This window comes from Actinomyces sp. Z16, assembly GCF_003111765.1.
GTDB lineage: Bacteria > Actinomycetota > Actinomycetes > Actinomycetales > Actinomycetaceae > Actinomyces > Actinomyces glycerinitolerans.
Window position 1 is genome coordinate 814,699 of the sequence record NZ_CP027862.1, and the last position, 16,006, is coordinate 830,704.

Here is a 16,006-nt window from a genome sequence, read left to right on the forward strand (position 1 = left end):
ATGACTGTTAGAACCGCAGCGAATACGGCAGCCGGTACGGATCCGGCTGCGGCCTCCACCACGAGGACCGGTCGCCGGGCCGGCGCGAGCCGGAGCGCACGGGACTCCTCCCGCGCGGTTAGGCGACTCGGCTCCGGCATGCCCTTCGTCATTCCCTTCCTCATCGTCGCCTTCCTGTTTCTGATCGCCCCCATCGTCTACGGGCTGTGGCTGTCTTTCACGGAGCAGTCCCTGATGGGCAACGGCGGCTGGGTGGGACTGGCCAACTATGTTGAGACCTTCGGTGACGCGACCATGTGGTCCACTCTGGGCCACACGCTCGCCTTCACGCTCATGAGCACCATCCCGCTGGTACTCGTCGCCCTGATCATGGCACTACTGGTGTACACCGGCATCCCCGGCCAGTGGTTCTGGCGGCTGTCCTTCTTCGCCCCCTATCTCCTGCCGGTCGCCGTCGTCGTGCAGATCTGGACCTGGCTGTTCAACTCCGATGTCGGCTTCATCAACTACTGGCTGGTCAGGTTCGGGCTGGACAAGGTCGGCTGGCTCACCGACGTGAACGTGGCCATGTGGTCCATGGTCATCCTGACCGTCTGGTGGACCGTGGGCTTCAACTTCCTGCTGTACCTGTCCAGCCTCCAGGCGATCCCGGACCTGCTGTACGAGGCCGCCGAGGTCGACGGCGCCGGCTTCTGGCGCAAGCTCTTCTCCATCACGCTGCCGCAGCTGCGTGGCACCACCGTGCTGGTGGCCACCTTGCAAGTGATCGCCTCACTGAAGATCTTCGACCAGATGTTCATCGCCTTCGCCGGCGGATCGGGCCCCGAGGGCTCCACCCGCCCCATCCTCCAATACATCTACGACACGGGTTTCACGAACTACCGCATGGGTTACGCCTCGGCGATGTCATACATCTTCTTCATCGTCATCATTGTCATCACCGTGGCCTTCCGGTTCCTGACCCGCTCTCGGAAGGACGCCAACAATGAGCGCTGAGTCCATCGCCCCGCCGATTTCCTTGCGCGACCGGCACCGCCGCGAGCGGGCCGAGCGCAATGCGGAGATCCGCCGCACCCGCGGTCTGCTGTTGGGAGACAGCAAGGTGGCCCGCGTCGTCGCCTTCCTGATCCTGGCCCTGTTCGCCCTCACCTGGCTGTTGCCGCTCGCCTGGGCGATCGACACCTCCTTCAAGACCGAGGTACAGGCACAGTCACTGCCGCTGCAGTGGGTTCCCGACGGCGGCTTCACCCTGGAGAACTACCGCACCGTATTCGCGCGCGGCGAGGTGTTCACCTGGATGGGCAACACCTTCCTGATCGCCACCGCGGTCACCATCCTCACGGTCATCATCTGTGCGCTGGCCGGCTACGCCTTCTCCCGCACCATCTTCCGTGGGCGCAAGGCGCTGCTCGCGCTGACGATCGCCCTGATCATGGTTCCCGGGCAGATCCTGATCGTGCCGCTGTTCAAGGAGATGGTGCTGCTGAACGCGGTGGACACCTTCGCCGGTGTGATCCTGCCACAGACCATCGCGCCGATGATGGTGTACATCTTCAAGCAGTACTTCGACCAGGTTCCCCAGGAACTGGAGGATGCCGCCCGCGTGGACGGCGCCGGGAACTGGCGCCTGTTCTGGAACATCATCCTGCCGGTGTCCCGGCCGATTGTCACCGCCGTGGCTATCTTCGTGTTCATCGGTGCATGGAACAACTTCATGTGGCCGTTCATCGTCACCAACAACCCCGACCTGATGACGTTGCCGGTGGGGCTGTCCACGGTGAAGAACGCCTACGGCACCATCTACGCCCAGACCATGGCCTCCGCCATGATCGCCGGGCTGCCGCTCACGATCCTGTTCATGCTCTTCCAGCGCCAGATCATCAAGGCCGTGGCCACCACCGGCCTGGGCGGCCAGTGAGGGCGCACGGGATCTGTCTGGCCGTGCAGCGGTCGCAGCCGGTGGCGGCCTTACTGACCTTGAAGCAGGTTCCTGAGTTGACTGACCGTCTCCGCTCCTTTCATATCGACGTCGGCGAGGAGCGGATAGACGGCGTCCTCCTCCACTTCAAGAATGCCCTGGGTCGGGTGGGTGAGCGTATACAGCCCCGGTTCATCGGAGGCCGTCAAGAACAGAACCGCCTTATCGCCGCCAATTTCGGCCAGAGGCGCCTGCCCATCGGATTCCACCGGCTCTTGCCGGATGCGCACCGATGCCACGTCCAGGCCCGTCGGCGCCAGGACCTCGCTGGCATCAACGACTGCGGTACCGTCCGGATCGATCGGTACGCCATCGACGCTGCCGATGATGACGAGGTCCGAGGCCTCGGCGAGTGCCTGGACGTCTTCATAGGACTGCGGCAGGATCGGTTGGTAGGAGCCGTCTGTGATGGACTCGGCTTCGGCGTCGGGCTTACTTGGACGGTCGAGCCGAGTGACCGCAAACGATCCTACGGCTAGCACCACGGCGGCCGCAGCCGCGACGGGGATCAAGAACCGGGGCGAGCGGGTGGCCCGTTCAAGCGGTGAGGATTGCTGCGCGGGACGGCCGTGCTGGGGATCGTAGACGTGGCCGGTTATGTCGGTGAAGTCCGCTTGTGCGCGCCGCGAGAGCGAGGAGTTCCGTCCGGGGCCCCGGGGGCGGGAGTTCCTAATCCTGCGCTCAAGATCGTTCATTGACTGGTGTTCTCCTCTCGTATGCACTTGTCACTCCGGCTCCTCGAGAGCGGCGCGCAACCGCTTCTTGGCTCGTAGTAGGCGCACTCGGACAGCGACTGTCGTGATATCGAGTACGGATGCCATCTCGGATCGCGTCAGCTCCTCCCAGTACGCCATTCGTAGTATTTCGCGGTCGTCGGCGCTGAGTGACCTCATGGCCTGGCGAACCAGGATGGAGTCATCAATCGCGGTCTCGATCGACTCGTGTGCGTCTTGGGTGCCGCTCATCGAGTCGAAGTACTTCGTGTCACGCTCGTGTCTGCGGTACTGGTTGGCGATCAAGTTGCGGAGTGTCTTGTAAAGCCATGGAACGCTGACCTCTCCGCCCGATATATGGTGCTGCCAGGCTATTCGGAAGGTCTCGGCGGTAATGTCCTCCGCCACCGCCTGCTGTCCGAGGCGCTGTCTGGCGATTGCTAGCATGTGGGGCTGGTGATCGGTGTAGATCTGCTGGAATGTCTCGACGGCATCGGACCGCGTCAAGGTAATATCAGAATGGGCGGCTGCGGAGGAGGCCTGACTTGTCGGTGAGTCGGACCTCCCCCGCAGCGATGAATGAGTCTCATTCGGGGGCATCGTTGACCATGAAGTACTCGTCGTATCCGGGGCTCGGGGAGGGCGTCACGGGAGCGGACGGGAAGTAGCCTCCACCCAGCGAGACCTCCGGGCCGATGGGGATGGTGCCTCCGCTCGGCAGGTGTATCTCGGTCCCGTCAGACGTGACCTCGGTTCCCTCGGGGAAGACCATACCCACAGGCTTCGGGCCGGTCTCCGTGGCATGGTCCGCGCCGCTGCCGGCTTCCTGTATGCAACCGCTGTGCTCGTCGACTTCCAACTGCCCTTGCCAGAGCGCATCCAGATAGATTCGCTCCTCATCTTGGGCGACCTCATAGGTGAGCACGTATGGCTGCTCCGTCGGGCCGGTGTGTACGTCGTCAGCCTGGTTCCCCGCGCATCCTCCCTGGGCCATCACCGCCAGGGCGACACCTATGGCGGCGGTGCGGCGCGCGACAGTGCGGCTGGTGCTGGTCATCTGGCTCTTCTTCAACCGGCTCAATGTCGGTCGCCTCCTTGACAGCGGCACCTGCTGGGCCTCAGCAAACACGTTCCGCGGGAGTGCGGTGAACTCTTCTGGCGGAGTTTCGCGGAATACCGGCCTCGGGTCGACGTCGCTGCGGGCTGTGCGCATTTGTGCCTCCTCGGGTCGGTGGATGTTTCAGACGCCGGCGTTCCGATTCGGAACGAGATGGGTTGGCGACTGGTATATGTCTGGGCGGGCGGTCGCGTTACATCCCAACGGGAACCGTCGACTAGCATTGCACTCAACCGGAAAACAATCCGGGGCGGCGGCCCCACGAGAGTCTGGAAGCAACCATGCAACACCCTTCGCTCAATGGAGAGCTCATCGACCTGCGCGCGGGCGACTACGAAGCCCGGATCGCCACCGCAGGTGCCACTCTGGTCCACCTGCGCCGGCAGGGGCGCGACCTGGTCATCCCCTTTGATGCCGAAACCGCCCTGCCCGGCGCCTGGCAGGGCAAGACGCTGGTCCCCTGGCCCAACCGCATCGCCGACTCCCACTACACCTACCGCGGCGTGGATTACCCGGTGCCCTGCAATGAGCCCGAGACCGGGGCCGCCCTGCACGGCCTGGTCGGCTGGACGAGCTTCGCCGTCGCCGAGCCCGAAGCCGCCGGCGCTGCCACGCCGGAGGCGGCCGAGGCGGTCACCCTGGTACTCAGTCTGCCCGCCTCCTACGCCTACCCCTGGGCGCTGGAGGTCGCCGTCCGCTACGCGTTGGACGCGGGCACGGGCCTTACCGTCACCACCACAACCACCAACGCCGGCGCCGCCGTCTCCCCGGCCGCCGGCATCGTTGGCGCCCCGCTCGAGGGCGGGATTCCCGCGCCCGCTCCTTACGGCGTCTCCTGCCACCCCTACCTGACCCGCTCGGTCCCGCTGGACGAATGTGTGCTGCAGGTGCCCGCCGACCGCGTGCTCGACGTCGACGCCCACATGGCGCCGGCGGGGGAGCGGGACGTGACCGGCAGCGACTGGGACTGGCGCGCCGGGCGCCTGGTGGGGAGCACCGCCACCGACAACGCCTACACCGGGCTGCCCGCCGGTGCCTGGCAGGTGCGGCTGACCGGCGGCGAGGGCGAGCACAGCGTGGTCATTAGCGCCGCGGCCCCCTGGGTGCAGGTCTACAGCGGTGAGCACCTGGGACGGCGGGGCGTCGCCGTCGAGCCCATGACCTGCCCGCCCAACGCCTTCAATACCGGACAAGACCTGGTCACTCTGGCTGCGGGCGAGTCCCACACCTTCACCTGGCGGCTCTGGGAGGAGGACTGAGCCGGTCCGCGGGTACGCCGCCCATGTCTGCGCAGGCAGTGCCCGGAACCGTGGGGCGCCGTCCGGGAATGATGGACGTCGCCCGCCTGGCCGGCGTCTCCCACCAGACCGTCTCGCGCGTCATCAACCGCCCCGAATCCGTCCGCCCCGCCACTTTGGCGAAGGTCCGGGCCGCCATCGATCAGCTCGGTTACCGGCCCAATATGGCCGCGCGCGCCCTGGTCACCGCCTCAACCCGCATGATCGGCGTGGTCACCACCGGATCCCACTTCCAGGGGCCCGCATCCACCACCGCCGCCATCGAGGTCGCCGCCCGGCAGGCCGGCTACGCCACCCTCGTCACCGCCCTCAAGCGCGAGGCCGACGACGCGGAGAAGGAGATCCGCGACGTCTTCGACTTCCTGATCGAACGCGGCGTGGACGGAATCATCGCGGTCGCCCCACAGACCTGGATCGCCACCTCTGCCGAACGGGTCGCCCGGGCGGTGCCGCTCGTCGTCGTCGCCGACGGCCTGACGCCGAGCGAGCGCATCCATGTGGTCTCGGTGGACCAGGAACTGGGCGCACGCATGGCGGTGGGACACTTGCTGGGACTAGGGCGAAAGCGCATCGCGCATCTCGCGGGACCGGCGGACTGGTACGACGCCCTCGCCCGCGCTCGCGGCTGGCGCGCCGCCCTGGAGGACGCCGGCTGCGAGATCCCGCCGATGCTGACGGGGGACTGGAGTGCCGAGCGCGGCTATGAGGTCGGCGCCGAAATGGTGGCGCGCGGTCTGCCCGACGCCGTCTTCTGCGCCAACGACCTGATGGCCCTCGGCGTGCTGGCCGCATTGCGCGACCAGGGGGTGCGCGTGCCCGAGGAGGTGGCCGTGGTCGGCTTCGACGACACTCCCGGCACGGCCTTCTTCTCCCCGCCGCTGACCACGGTGCGCCAGCCCTTCGACGAGCTCGGCGTGCTGTGCATGGAGGTGCTCCTGCGCGCGATCGACGGCGAGGCCGGCACCACCCACTCGATCTCCCCAACCCTGCGCGTGCGCCGCTCCAGCTGCTGACGCCTGAGCGGCCGACGGCCACTCATTGGCGGCCGGTCCTGCACCGGCTCGAGGGAGACTCGTCAAAACATGGATGTTAAGGTTCACTCTACATGAGTGGGTTGTTAACCGATCTAAAAGGCGGATATTTAGCCACTTGGTCCGTGTGTGTCGGTGGTTACGGGAGATTGTTGACACGCCGAAAGTGAACGTTCACACTAGTGTTGGATCCCGCGGACGGCGTGCCGAGGCGTTGTGTCCGCGGGGCTTCCTGAAGATCTCGAAGAGGAGGCTCAACATGTCTCGACCCCAAGTCCCGACTCTTTCGCGTCGCTTAGCTCTCGCCGGTGGTGTCACCGCCGCGGTGGCGACGGCGCTGGCCGCCTGCGGTGGGCCCGGCGCGACAGGCGGAGCCGGAAACGACACCGCCGGCAAGGAGCCCGCGGAACTCAAGATCGGCGTGGCCATGCCGACCAAGTCATCTGAACGCTGGATCAAAGACGGTAACAACATCAAGCAGCAGCTCGAAGAACTCGGCTACAACGTCGATCTGCAGTTCGCCGAGGATGACATCCCCACGCAGGCCAACCAGATCGACAACATGATCACGCAGGGCGTCAATCTGCTCATCATTGCGCCCATCGACGGCACCGCGCTGTCCGGTCAACTGGACTCCGCCGGCGAGGCCGGTATTCCGGTCATCTCCTACGACCGCCTCATCCGGGACAACGAGAACGTCAGCTACTACACCAGCTTCGACAACTACGACGTCGGCACCCAGATGGGCACCTCACTGCTCATCGGCATGGGCATTCTTAACGCCGATGGCGAGGACGCAGGTGTTTCACCGGACGAGACCTACAACATCGAGCTGTTCGGTGGTTCTCCGGACGACAACAACGCCCCCTTCTTCTTCAACGGCGCCATGGACGTCATCCAGCCGTACCTCGGCAGCGGCGTCATCACCGTCAAATCCGGTCAGACCGACTTCGACACCGTGGCCACCATGCGGTGGGATGCCGCCACCGCCCAGTCCCGCATGGACAACCTGATCACCTCCACCTACTCCGACGGCAGCCGGGTGGACGGCGTCCTATCGCCGCTCGACTCCATGTCCATCGGCATCCTCGGCGCCCTCAAGGGCGCCGGGTACGGCACCGATGCGCAGCCCTACCCGACGGTGACCGGGCAGGACGCGGAAATCGCGGGCATCAAGTCGATCATGGCCGGAGAGCAGTACTCCACCATCTTCAAGGACACTCGCGAGCTCGCCGACGCCGCGGTGCAGATGGCCGTGGCGGTGCTCAGCGGCGAGGAGCCCGAGGTCAACGACACCGAGACCTACGACAACGGGGTGAAGGTCGTCCCCTCCTACCTGCTGAAGTCCGAGATCATCACCAAGGACAACGTACAGAGTTCCCTCGTGGACACGGGCTACATCACCGAGGACGAACTCAAGTGACCGGAATTGCTTCGTGGTACCGGGTGCATCGGTGCCCATCCGTGACAGGAGTCGGGGCTGAACATGGCAACTGATAACATTCTTGAGATGCGTGGCATCACCAAGCGGTTTCCCGGGGTGGTGGCGTTGGATGACGTCAACTTCGCGGTGAGGCGCGGCGAGATCCATGCCATCTGCGGCGAGAACGGGGCCGGTAAGTCGACCCTGATGAAGGTGCTGTCGGGTGTGCACCCGCACGGCACCTACGAGGGGCAGATCCTGCTCGACGGCAAGGAGGTGAGTTTCTCCGACATCAAGGCGTCGGAGAGCGCGGGCATCGCCATCATCCACCAGGAACTCACGCTCAGTCCGTTCCTGTCCATCGCGGAGAACATCTTCCTGGGGAATGAACGCTCATCCCGCGGCGTCATCGACTGGCACCGCACGAACACCGAAGCCCAGAAGATCATGGCCCGCGTGGGGCTGGCGGAGAATCCGGCAACCCGGGTTCAGGACATAGGTGTGGGCAAGCAGCAGCTTGTGGAGATCGCCAAGGCCCTGTCCAAGGACGTGCGCCTGCTCATCCTGGACGAGCCCACCGCCGCCCTCAACGACGACGACTCCGCCCACCTGCTCGACCTAATACGTCAACTCCAGGAGCGGGGCATCACCTGCATCATGATCTCCCACAAACTCGGAGAGATCAGGCAGATCGCCGATTCCACGACGATCATTCGCGATGGGCACACCATCGCCACGCTCGACATGCATCGCAAGGGCGGTGTCGAGGAGGACGAGATCATCCGCCTCATGGTCGGCCGCACGCTGGACCAGCGCTTCCCCGATCACGTCTCCCAAGTCGATGGAGAGGCGCTGCGACTCGAGGGCTGGACCGTGCACCATCCCGCCGACCCGTCGCGCACCGTCGTCGACGCCGCCGACCTGGTGCTCAGGCACGGTGAGATCGTCGGCCTCGCTGGCCTGATGGGGGCCGGACGCACCGAGCTGGCCATGAGCCTGTTCGGCCGCTCCTGGGGTAGCGACATTTCCGGCAGAGTCTTCAAAGACGGCCGCGAGATCCAAATCAAGGACGTGGCCTCGGCCATCGCCAACGGCATCGCCTACGTTTCGGAGGACCGCAAGCGCTACGGGCTCAACCTCATCGAGTCCATCAGGCGCAACGTCTCATCGGCATCCCCGCGCAGATTCTCCCACCGCGGCGTGCTCGATCTTCATGAGGAACGCGCCGTGGTCACCGAGCTGTGCGGTCAGATGGCTGTAAAGGCACCCACCATTGAATCCGTCGTCGGCGGACTGTCGGGAGGCAATCAGCAGAAGGTCGTGCTCGCCAAGTGGGTGGCCGCCGCGCCGGACGTGCTGATCCTCGATGAGCCCACCCGCGGGATCGACGTCGGCGCCAAATACGAGATCTACCAGATCATCAACCAGCTCGCGGACGCGGGCAAGGCCGTCCTCGTCATCTCCTCGGAGCTGCCCGAACTTCTGGGCATCTGCGATCGCATCTACACCCTTTCGGCTGGGCGCGTCACCGCCGACCTGGATCGCGGCGATGCCGACCAGGAGACGCTCATGCGCTATATGACTCAGATCAAGGAAGACTGACCAATGTCCAATACATTCTCAACGCTCAAGGGAGCCTTGCGTACAAACCTGCGGCAAGGGGGTCTGGCGATTGCACTCGTCGTCATCGTGATCTTCTTCGCGATCGTCACCAATGGCCAGATCCTCTCCTCCCAGAACGTCTCCAACATCATCGTGCAGAACGCCTATGTGTTGGTTCTGGCGATCGGCATGCTCTTCGCCATCCTGATGGCCGACATCGACCTGTCGGTCGGCTCGGTCGTGGCTCTGACCGGGGCCGTCGCGGGCGTGGTGACCGTCAACCATGGCATGCCCTGGTGGGCCGGAGTCATCGCCGCCCTGATCACCGGTCTGCTCGTCGGCGTGTGGCAGGGGTTCTGGATCGCCTTCGTCGGCATCCCCGCCTTCATCGTCACCCTCGCCGGCATGCTGATCTTCCGCGGGCTGACCATGATCGTGCTGCACAACCTGTCCATCTCCCCGTTCCCGAGCGGATTCCGGGAGATCTCGTCGGGCTACCTCAATGGATTGCTCGGCGGGTACGGGTACGACGTATTCACGCTGCTGCTTGTCGCCATCGCACTCGCCGCATATGTGTTCTCCGAGGTGCGCAACCGGAGGCGTTCCATCGCCAATGAGGTTCCCGTCTCCGCCTCCGGGACCTGGATCGCGCGCATTGTGCTCGTTTGCCTGATCGCCATGGCCTTCGCCTGGAAGATCGGCACCTACAAGGGCACCCCATACGTGCTGATCATCCTGGCGGCACTGATTCTGCTCTACTCCTTCGTCGCCGGGCGCACCGTCATCGGTCGCCAGATCTACGCGATCGGCGGGAACAAGGAGGCGGCGGCCCTGTCCGGCGTCAAGGTGCAGTGGGTCCGCTTCTGGGTGTTCGTCAACAACGGGGTGCTGTGCGCCCTCGCCGGCATCATCTTCACCTCCCGGCTCAACATGGCCGGACCCAAGGCCGGCCAGGGCTTCGAGCTCGACGCCATCGCCGCCTGTTTCATCGGCGGTGCGGCCGTCACCGGCGGTGTGGGCACCGTCGTCGGCGCCATCGTCGGCGGCCTGGTCATGGCCGTGATGAACAACGGCATGTCCCTGCTGGGGGTCGGCATCGACTACCAGCAGGCCATCAAGGGCCTGGTCGTACTCGGCGCCGTCGCCTTCGACCTGCTCAACAAGCGTCGTCCCGTGACCGCCTAGGCGGAGGGGCGCAGCAATCCGTTCGAACCGCGGGCGGTGGTGGGGCGACACCGGCCCACCACCGCCCGCGGTGGTAAGCAGGCCGCGCTACCGGGGCGGCGCCGCGGAGTCGCGGATGACCAGGCGGGTGCTCAGCCGCACGGGCGTGGTGGTCAGCATGGGGCGGCCGTGGTGATTGTCAACGATCATGCGGACCGCCTCCTGCCCCATGCGGAACAGCGGCTGACGCACCGTCGTCAGCCGCGGCGCCGCCCAGCCGGCCATTTCCGTGTCGTCGAAGCCGACCACGCTGAAGTCCTCCGGGATACGCAGCCCGGCCTCCCTGGCCGCCTCGTAGATGCCCAGGGCGGTGGTGTCCGAGGCGGCGAAGACCGCGGTCGGGCGCTCGCCCTCCGGCAGCCGCAGCAGCCGACGTCCCTGCTGCAGGCCGGTCTCGTAGGTGAAGGGGCCGGAGGAGATCAGGTTTGCGTGTACGGGCAGTGAGTGCATCTGCAGCGCGGACAGGTACCCCTGGTGGCGTTCGCGGGCGGGTACCGAGTCGTCCGGGCCGCCGACCAGGGCAATGCGCTCGTGGCCGAGCCCGATCAGGTACTCGGTGGCGTCCACGCCCCCGTTCCAGTTGGTCGCGCCGATGGAGGCTATGCCGCGCTCCTGCTCGCCGGAGGGATCGATCATCACCACGGGCAGGCCGATGCGCCTGGCACTGGTGTGCTGCTCGCGGGTGAGCGAGGAGGTCAACACGATCAGGCCGAGGTAGTCGGTGGCCTTCAGCAGTGTGAACCACTCCGGTTCGAAGGGCACCGGGTGCGCGCGCTCGGCCGGGGTGGGCGTGTAGGTGGTGTGCAGGGCGACCCCGGCGTCGAGCGCGGCGGTCGCGGCCCCCTTGAGCACTTCAATGGTGTAGGCGGTGGCGAGGTCGTCGGAGACGATCGCGATCGGCGGGTAGGTGCGGGCCGGCGTCGTCTCCGGGCGCACGTAGCCCAGATCCTCGCTGGCGGCCAGGACGCGCTCCCGTGTCGCCGCAGACACATCAGCGCGGTTGTTCAGCGCCTTGGAGGCGGCCGACTTGGAAACGCCGGCCGCCGCAGCGACGTCGTCCAGGGTCACTCGCTGCCGAGATTCCACGTCTTCTCCCCTCAGGACCCGCCGGGCCCGTGTGCTTCCAGGAGGTTAACAGGACTATTCGAGGTTCTGATGCAGCGCGGCGAGCCAGGCCACCTGCTCGCGCCACTGGTACGACTCGCCGCCCTCGTGCCCGTTGAAGGGGTAGACGCGGATCTCCGGGCGCGCCGGTGCCGGGACGGCCGCCTGCCCCCATCGGTTGCGGGCGGCGAAGACGGTCGACGGCGGGCAGGTGGTGTCCATCAGCCCGGTGGAGAACAAGGCCGGGCAGGTCGCCCGCGCGCCCAGCAGTGCACCGTCGAAGTAGGCGAGCGTGCGGCGCACCTGTTCCACCTCGTCGCGGTGCACGGCCAGGTAGCCGGCGATATCGGCATAGGGCGGGTCGTCCGTCAGCCCGACCGCGCGGGTGAGCGCACACATGAACGGCACGTCCGGCATGGCGGCAATGACGCGGTGGTTCAGGCCCGCCGCGGCCAGCGTGAGTCCGCCGCCCTGCGAGACGCCGGTGACGGCAATGCGGGAGGCATCCACTTCCGGCAGGACCGCGGCGGCTTCGACGGCGTGGTGGGCGTCCACGAACAGCCGCCGATACAGGTACTCCTCGGGGGACTGCAATCCGTGCGTGGCGAAGCCGGCCGCGGCCGGGCCCGTGCCGTGCGGGTCCGGCGTATCACCCCCGGAGCCCCAGTGCGAGCCCTGGCCGCGGGTGTCCATCACCAGGTGGGCGTAGCCGGCGGCCGCCCACGCCAGGTTGTCCTGCGGCAGGCCGCGGCCCCCGCCCATGCCGAGGAACTCGACGACGGCGGGCAGCGGTCCGGACTGGTCGGCCGGGGCGATCAGCCAGGCGCGGATGGGGTCTCCGGCGTAACCGCCGAAGGTGACGTCCTGGACCCGGTGGGTGCGCAGCGGTGTCGTCACGGGGGCGATGCTGACGCTGGCCGGATCGAAGGGGTTTTGTGCGAGCGTGTGCGCCCAGAAGGCGTCGAAGTCTTTCGGCTCGGGCAGTTCGGGGAGTAGTCCTCCAGCTCCGACGGCGGCAGGTCGAAGTAGGCCATGGCGGCTCCTTGCGGTGACTGTGTGGTTGGCGGTGGCGCGTCGGTCGGAGGCCGGCGGCGACCGCAGTTGACAGGATAATGTGCGCAGCTATACTAAATATGTCAGACGGATTCGCGAAATATTTCGATCAGCCTGATCGGACGCGTCCGTACCCGGAGGTTTCAATGATGAAGCTTAGTGCTCACCGCCCCCACCCCACACGTTCCCGCCGTCGCGTCGCCGGAGTGATGGCCGGCGTGCTGACCGCCTCGCTGGCGCTGGCCGCATGCGGCGGGGGATCCGGCGCGGGCGGTGACGACAACACCCTCACGCTGTGGCACAACGCCACTACCGGCCCCGGCTCGGAGTACTGGGAGACGGTCGCAGCCGACTTCGAGGCCTCCCACGAGGGCGTAACCGTCGAGGTGCAGGCCATCCAGAATGAGGACCTGGACGGCAAGCTCCAGACTGCACAGAACGCGGGTGAGGGGCCCGACGTCTTCCTCGCGCGCGGTGGCGGCAAGTTGCGCGACATGGTCGATGCCGGACTCATCCTCGACATCTCGGACATGATCGATGAGACCGTGGCCGCGGACGTCCCCGAGGGCGCTTTCTCCGCGTACATGGTGGATGACGGCATCTACGCCATGCCCACCTCGCTGCAGCCCGGCGGCATCTACTACTCCCAGGACCTGTTCGACGCCGCCGGCATCACCGAGACGCCCACCACCATGGAGGAGCTGTCCGACGCCGTCGCCAAGCTCAAGGACTCCGGCACCTCCCCGATCGCCCTGGGGGCCAAGGATGCCTGGCCGGCCGCGCACTGGTACTACTTCTTCGCCCTGCGCGAGTGCAGCCAAGACGTACTCGAGTCCTCGCTGTCCGAGCTGGACTTCTCCGACCAGTGTTGGGTCGACGCCGGGCAGGACCTGGCCGACTTCGCCGGCACCGAGCCCTTCAACAGCGGCTTCCTGACCACCTCCGCCCAGCAGGGCGCCGGCTCGTCCGCGGGCATGGTGGCCAACCACCAGGCCGCCATGGAACTCATGGGGACCTGGAACGTCGGCGTCATCGCCTCGCTGACCCCCGACGAGGAGCCGCTGCCCGACCTGCGCTGGTTCCCCTTCCCGGCCGTTGAGGGCGGCGAGGGCGACCCCACCGCCATCATGGGCGGCGTCGACGGCTACGCCTGTTCCTCCACCGCCCCGGCCGAGCTGTGCGCCGAGTTCCTCAACTTCTTCATGAGCGAGGAGAAGCAGGAGGCCTACGCCGACGCCTTCGAGACCATCCCCGTCAACGAGAAGGCGCAGGACGTCGTCACCTCCGAGGCGCTGCTGCCGCAGGTGGAGGCCAACAACGACGCCGCCTACTCCCAGGTGTGGCTGGACACCTCCCTGGGACAGAACATCGGCAACGCGCTCAACGTCGCCGTGGTCGACATGCTCGCCGGCAAGGGCGACCCCCAGGGCATCGTCGACGCCATGACCGCGGCCGCCGCCAAGGAGTAAAGCCTCCTCCCTCCGCTCCAACCACCAGGCCGCGGCGCGCCCAGAAGCGTGCTCTGGGTGCGCCGCGGCCAACGCATGAAACGAGACCCTCACATGACAGCTGCAACCGCTACGCTGCCCGCCGGTACGGCGGAACAGGGCAAGCAGCGGGGCCGGAAACGGCGGAGCCCCAACGCCCTGTCCTGGCGGGACCGTATGGAGATCACGGCCCTGTCCGCCCCCGCCGTCATCCTGTTCATCACCTTCGTCATCCTGCCGGTGATCATGGCCGCCTACTACGGCTTCTTCAAGTGGAAGGGCTTCGGCGTCCCCACCAACTTCGTCGGCTTCGACAACTATCGCACCATCCTCACCGACCCCGAGTTCCACAACGTGCTGCGCCACAACGCCATCGTTGTGGTCGGCTCACTCGCCCTGCAGGGGCCCTTCGCCCTGCTGCTGGCGCTGCTGCTGAACAAGAAGATGCGTGGGCAGTCGCTGATCCGCGTGCTGATCTTCATCCCCTACGTCATTTCCGAGGTTATCGCCGGCACCGCCTGGGGCCTGATCCTGCAGACCGACGGCGCCATGAACGGACTGCTGCGCAAGCTCGGGCTCAGCGCCCTCGTCAATGACTGGATCTCCGACCCCAAGACCGCCCTGACCGTCCTGCTGTTCATCCTGACCTGGAAGTACGCCGGCTTCGCCGTCATCATCTTCCTGGCCGGTATGCAGGGCATTCCCGAGGAACTGACCGAGGCCGCCAAGGTCGACGGCGCCTCCTACTGGCAGATCCAGCGCAAGATCACCATTCCGCTGCTGGGCCCGACCATGCGCATGTGGGGCTTCCTGTCGATCATCGGTTCCCTACAGCTGTTCGACCTGGTCTACATCATCTGGGGCCAGTACATCTCCTCCACCGCGGGTACTTCCACGATGGCGACCTACATGGTGGTCAACGGCCGTATGAGCGGCAACTACGGCTACGGGAACGCCGTCGCCGTCGTGCTGTTCTTGATCTCCCTGGTGATCGCCCTGACCTATCAACGATTCGTCCTGCGCCGTGACACCGAGGGCGCACTGACCGGGAGCAGCCGATGACCGCCGCCGCATCCTCCATCAAGCCTCTCGACCCCGCCGCGCCCGCGCCGGCCAGTGCGCGCCGCCGCGTCCGCTCCGCCAAGGCCAAGCCCGCCTGGGCCAGCCCCGTGGTCTACCTGGTGGCCGCGCTGGTGATTGCGGCCCTGCTCGCCCCGGTCGCCTACGTGATCCTCGGCGGCTTCCGCAACAACTCGCAGATCACCTCCGATCCCGCCGGCCTGCCCGATCCCTGGGTGGTCGACAACTACCGCGTGGTGCTGACCTCCTCCGGATTCTGGCAGCAGGTCGGCAACTCCACCATCACCGCCGCCTGCGCCACCATCGGCACCGTGACGCTCGGGCTCATGGTCAGCTTCGTGATCGCGCGCTACCCCTTCAAGGGCGGCAACGCCCTGTACATGCTGTTCGCGGCCGGGCTCATGTTCCCCATGACCGTGGCCATCACGCCCCTGTACATCCTGATCAAGAACCTGGGCATGATGAACTCCCTGGCCGGCATCATCATCCCCGGCATCGCCTTCGCGCTGCCGCAGACCGTCATCATTCTGGTGCCCTTCCTGCGGGCCATCCCGAAGGAGCTGGAGGAGGCCGCCTCCCTGGACGGCTGCGGGCGCATGGGCTTCTTCTGGCGGGTGGTCGTACCCCTGTCCGCGCCCGGCGTGGTCACCACCGGAATCCTCACCTTCGTCGGCTCCTGGAACTCCTACATGCTGCCGCTGTTCATCCTGACCGACCACGCGAAGTACACCCTCCCGCTGGGGGTCCAGGCCTTCGCCTCCGAGCACTCGGTCAACACCGCGCAGGTCCTGGCATTCACCTCCCTGTCCATGATCCCCGCCCTCGTGGTCTTCAGCCTGTTCGAGCGGCGCATCGTCGGCGGCCTGACCGGCGCCGTCAAGGGCTGACCCAAGGCC

General features: G+C 66.4%; 15 protein-coding genes. 10 read left to right on the top strand and 5 right to left on the bottom strand.

Translation table 11 applies throughout. The annotated features are described in order from the left end of the window. Both C3B71_RS03230 and C3B71_RS03235 read left to right on the top strand, forming a co-directional pair. The gene (locus tag C3B71_RS03230) at nt 1-996 is read left to right on the top strand and encodes a carbohydrate ABC transporter permease (RefSeq protein WP_108966125.1); all 996 of its coding nucleotides are present in this window, start codon (nt 1-3) and stop codon (nt 994-996) included. Continuing rightward, complete coding sequence (locus C3B71_RS03235) at nt 986-1,918, top strand: carbohydrate ABC transporter permease (protein ID WP_108966127.1); 933 nt, start codon at nt 986-988, stop codon at nt 1,916-1,918. The genes C3B71_RS03230 and C3B71_RS03235 overlap by 11 nt, the downstream gene beginning before the upstream one ends. A gap of 50 nt (nt 1,919-1,968) precedes the next feature. Here the strand turns inward: C3B71_RS03235 and C3B71_RS03240 are convergent, their stop codons facing one another. The 3 genes from C3B71_RS03240 to C3B71_RS03250 form a co-directional block, all read right to left on the bottom strand. Beyond that, nucleotides 1,969-2,490 (bottom strand): hypothetical protein, encoded by a 522-nt coding sequence (locus C3B71_RS03240; protein WP_159097634.1) that lies wholly within the window; start codon nt 2,488-2,490, stop codon nt 1,969-1,971. A 213-nt stretch (nt 2,491-2,703) separates the two neighbouring features. Then, nucleotides 2,704-3,198, bottom strand: a complete 495-nt coding sequence (locus C3B71_RS03245; RefSeq protein WP_159097635.1) for an RNA polymerase sigma factor — start codon at nt 3,196-3,198, stop codon at nt 2,704-2,706. Nucleotides 3,199-3,277: 79 nt separating this feature from the next. Then, nucleotides 3,278-3,748: a hypothetical protein gene (locus tag C3B71_RS03250; RefSeq protein ID WP_146752401.1), complete on the bottom strand. Its 471-nt coding sequence runs from the start codon at nt 3,746-3,748 to the stop codon at nt 3,278-3,280. A 341-nt stretch (nt 3,749-4,089) separates the two neighbouring features. Between C3B71_RS03250 and C3B71_RS03255 the strand changes: the two genes are divergently transcribed. The 5 genes from C3B71_RS03255 (at nt 4,090) to mmsB (ending at nt 10,347) form a co-directional block, all read left to right on the top strand. After that, complete coding sequence (locus C3B71_RS03255) at nt 4,090-5,067, top strand: aldose epimerase family protein (RefSeq protein WP_108966136.1); 978 nt, start codon at nt 4,090-4,092, stop codon at nt 5,065-5,067. Between the two features lie 23 nt (nt 5,068-5,090). Beyond that, nucleotides 5,091-6,119, top strand: a complete 1,029-nt coding sequence (locus tag C3B71_RS03260) for a LacI family DNA-binding transcriptional regulator (protein WP_234416076.1) — start codon at nt 5,091-5,093, stop codon at nt 6,117-6,119. A 277-nt stretch (nt 6,120-6,396) separates the two neighbouring features. Then, a complete protein-coding gene (gene chvE, locus C3B71_RS03265) occupies nt 6,397-7,560 on the top strand; it encodes a multiple monosaccharide ABC transporter substrate-binding protein (RefSeq protein WP_073327627.1) in 1,164 nt (387 codons plus the stop codon). A gap of 63 nt (nt 7,561-7,623) precedes the next feature. Next, nucleotides 7,624-9,162 (top strand): multiple monosaccharide ABC transporter ATP-binding protein, encoded by a 1,539-nt coding sequence (gene mmsA, locus C3B71_RS03270; RefSeq protein ID WP_108966141.1) that lies wholly within the window; start codon nt 7,624-7,626, stop codon nt 9,160-9,162. Nucleotides 9,163-9,165: 3 nt separating this feature from the next. Beyond that, nucleotides 9,166-10,347: a multiple monosaccharide ABC transporter permease gene (gene mmsB / locus C3B71_RS03275; RefSeq protein ID WP_073327624.1), complete on the top strand. Its 1,182-nt coding sequence runs from the start codon at nt 9,166-9,168 to the stop codon at nt 10,345-10,347. 87 nt (nt 10,348-10,434) lie between these two features. Here the strand turns inward: mmsB and C3B71_RS03280 are convergent, their stop codons facing one another. Together C3B71_RS03280 and C3B71_RS03285 are read right to left on the bottom strand one after the other, a co-directional pair. Then, nucleotides 10,435-11,472 carry a LacI family DNA-binding transcriptional regulator gene (locus tag C3B71_RS03280; RefSeq protein WP_108966143.1) on the bottom strand — a complete coding sequence of 346 codons (1,038 nt, stop codon included), beginning with the start codon at nt 11,470-11,472 and terminating at the stop codon, nt 10,435-10,437. Nucleotides 11,473-11,526: 54 nt separating this feature from the next. Beyond that, complete coding sequence (locus C3B71_RS03285; protein ID WP_325048223.1) at nt 11,527-12,612, bottom strand: acetylxylan esterase; 1,086 nt, start codon at nt 12,610-12,612, stop codon at nt 11,527-11,529. A gap of 77 nt (nt 12,613-12,689) precedes the next feature. Between C3B71_RS03285 and C3B71_RS03290 the strand changes: the two genes are divergently transcribed. From C3B71_RS03290 to C3B71_RS03300, 3 genes are all read left to right on the top strand, one after another. Next, the gene (locus C3B71_RS03290; protein ID WP_199912565.1) at nt 12,690-14,012 is read left to right on the top strand and encodes an ABC transporter substrate-binding protein; all 1,323 of its coding nucleotides are present in this window, start codon (nt 12,690-12,692) and stop codon (nt 14,010-14,012) included. Nucleotides 14,013-14,105: 93 nt separating this feature from the next. Then, on the top strand, nt 14,106-15,092 hold the full coding sequence (locus tag C3B71_RS03295; RefSeq protein WP_073327619.1) for a carbohydrate ABC transporter permease: 987 nt from the start codon (nt 14,106-14,108) through the stop codon (nt 15,090-15,092). After that, nucleotides 15,089-15,997 carry a carbohydrate ABC transporter permease gene (locus C3B71_RS03300; RefSeq protein ID WP_073327618.1) on the top strand — a complete coding sequence of 303 codons (909 nt, stop codon included), beginning with the start codon at nt 15,089-15,091 and terminating at the stop codon, nt 15,995-15,997. The genes C3B71_RS03295 and C3B71_RS03300 overlap by 4 nt, the downstream gene beginning before the upstream one ends. Nucleotides 15,998-16,006: the final 9 nt, after the last annotated feature.

What these genes read in the sequence shown, in the direction of transcription:
- C3B71_RS03230 (WP_108966125.1), top strand. Translation starts at nt 1, where the DNA reads ATGACTGTTAGAACCGCAGCGAATACGGCAGCCGGTACGGATCCGGCT.
- C3B71_RS03235 (WP_108966127.1), top strand. Translation starts at nt 986, where the DNA reads ATGAGCGCTGAGTCCATCGCCCCGCCGATTTCCTTGCGCGACCGGCAC.
- C3B71_RS03250 (WP_146752401.1), bottom strand. Translation starts at nt 3,748, where the DNA reads ATGACCAGCACCAGCCGCACTGTCGCGCGCCGCACCGCCGCCATAGGT.
- C3B71_RS03255 (WP_108966136.1), top strand. Translation starts at nt 4,090, where the DNA reads ATGCAACACCCTTCGCTCAATGGAGAGCTCATCGACCTGCGCGCGGGC.
- C3B71_RS03260 (WP_234416076.1), top strand. Translation starts at nt 5,091, where the DNA reads ATGTCTGCGCAGGCAGTGCCCGGAACCGTGGGGCGCCGTCCGGGAATG.
- chvE (WP_073327627.1), top strand. Translation starts at nt 6,397, where the DNA reads ATGTCTCGACCCCAAGTCCCGACTCTTTCGCGTCGCTTAGCTCTCGCC.
- mmsA (WP_108966141.1), top strand. Translation starts at nt 7,624, where the DNA reads ATGGCAACTGATAACATTCTTGAGATGCGTGGCATCACCAAGCGGTTT.
- mmsB (WP_073327624.1), top strand. Translation starts at nt 9,166, where the DNA reads ATGTCCAATACATTCTCAACGCTCAAGGGAGCCTTGCGTACAAACCTG.
- C3B71_RS03290 (WP_199912565.1), top strand. Translation starts at nt 12,690, where the DNA reads ATGATGAAGCTTAGTGCTCACCGCCCCCACCCCACACGTTCCCGCCGT.
- C3B71_RS03295 (WP_073327619.1), top strand. Translation starts at nt 14,106, where the DNA reads ATGACAGCTGCAACCGCTACGCTGCCCGCCGGTACGGCGGAACAGGGC.
- C3B71_RS03300 (WP_073327618.1), top strand. Translation starts at nt 15,089, where the DNA reads ATGACCGCCGCCGCATCCTCCATCAAGCCTCTCGACCCCGCCGCGCCC.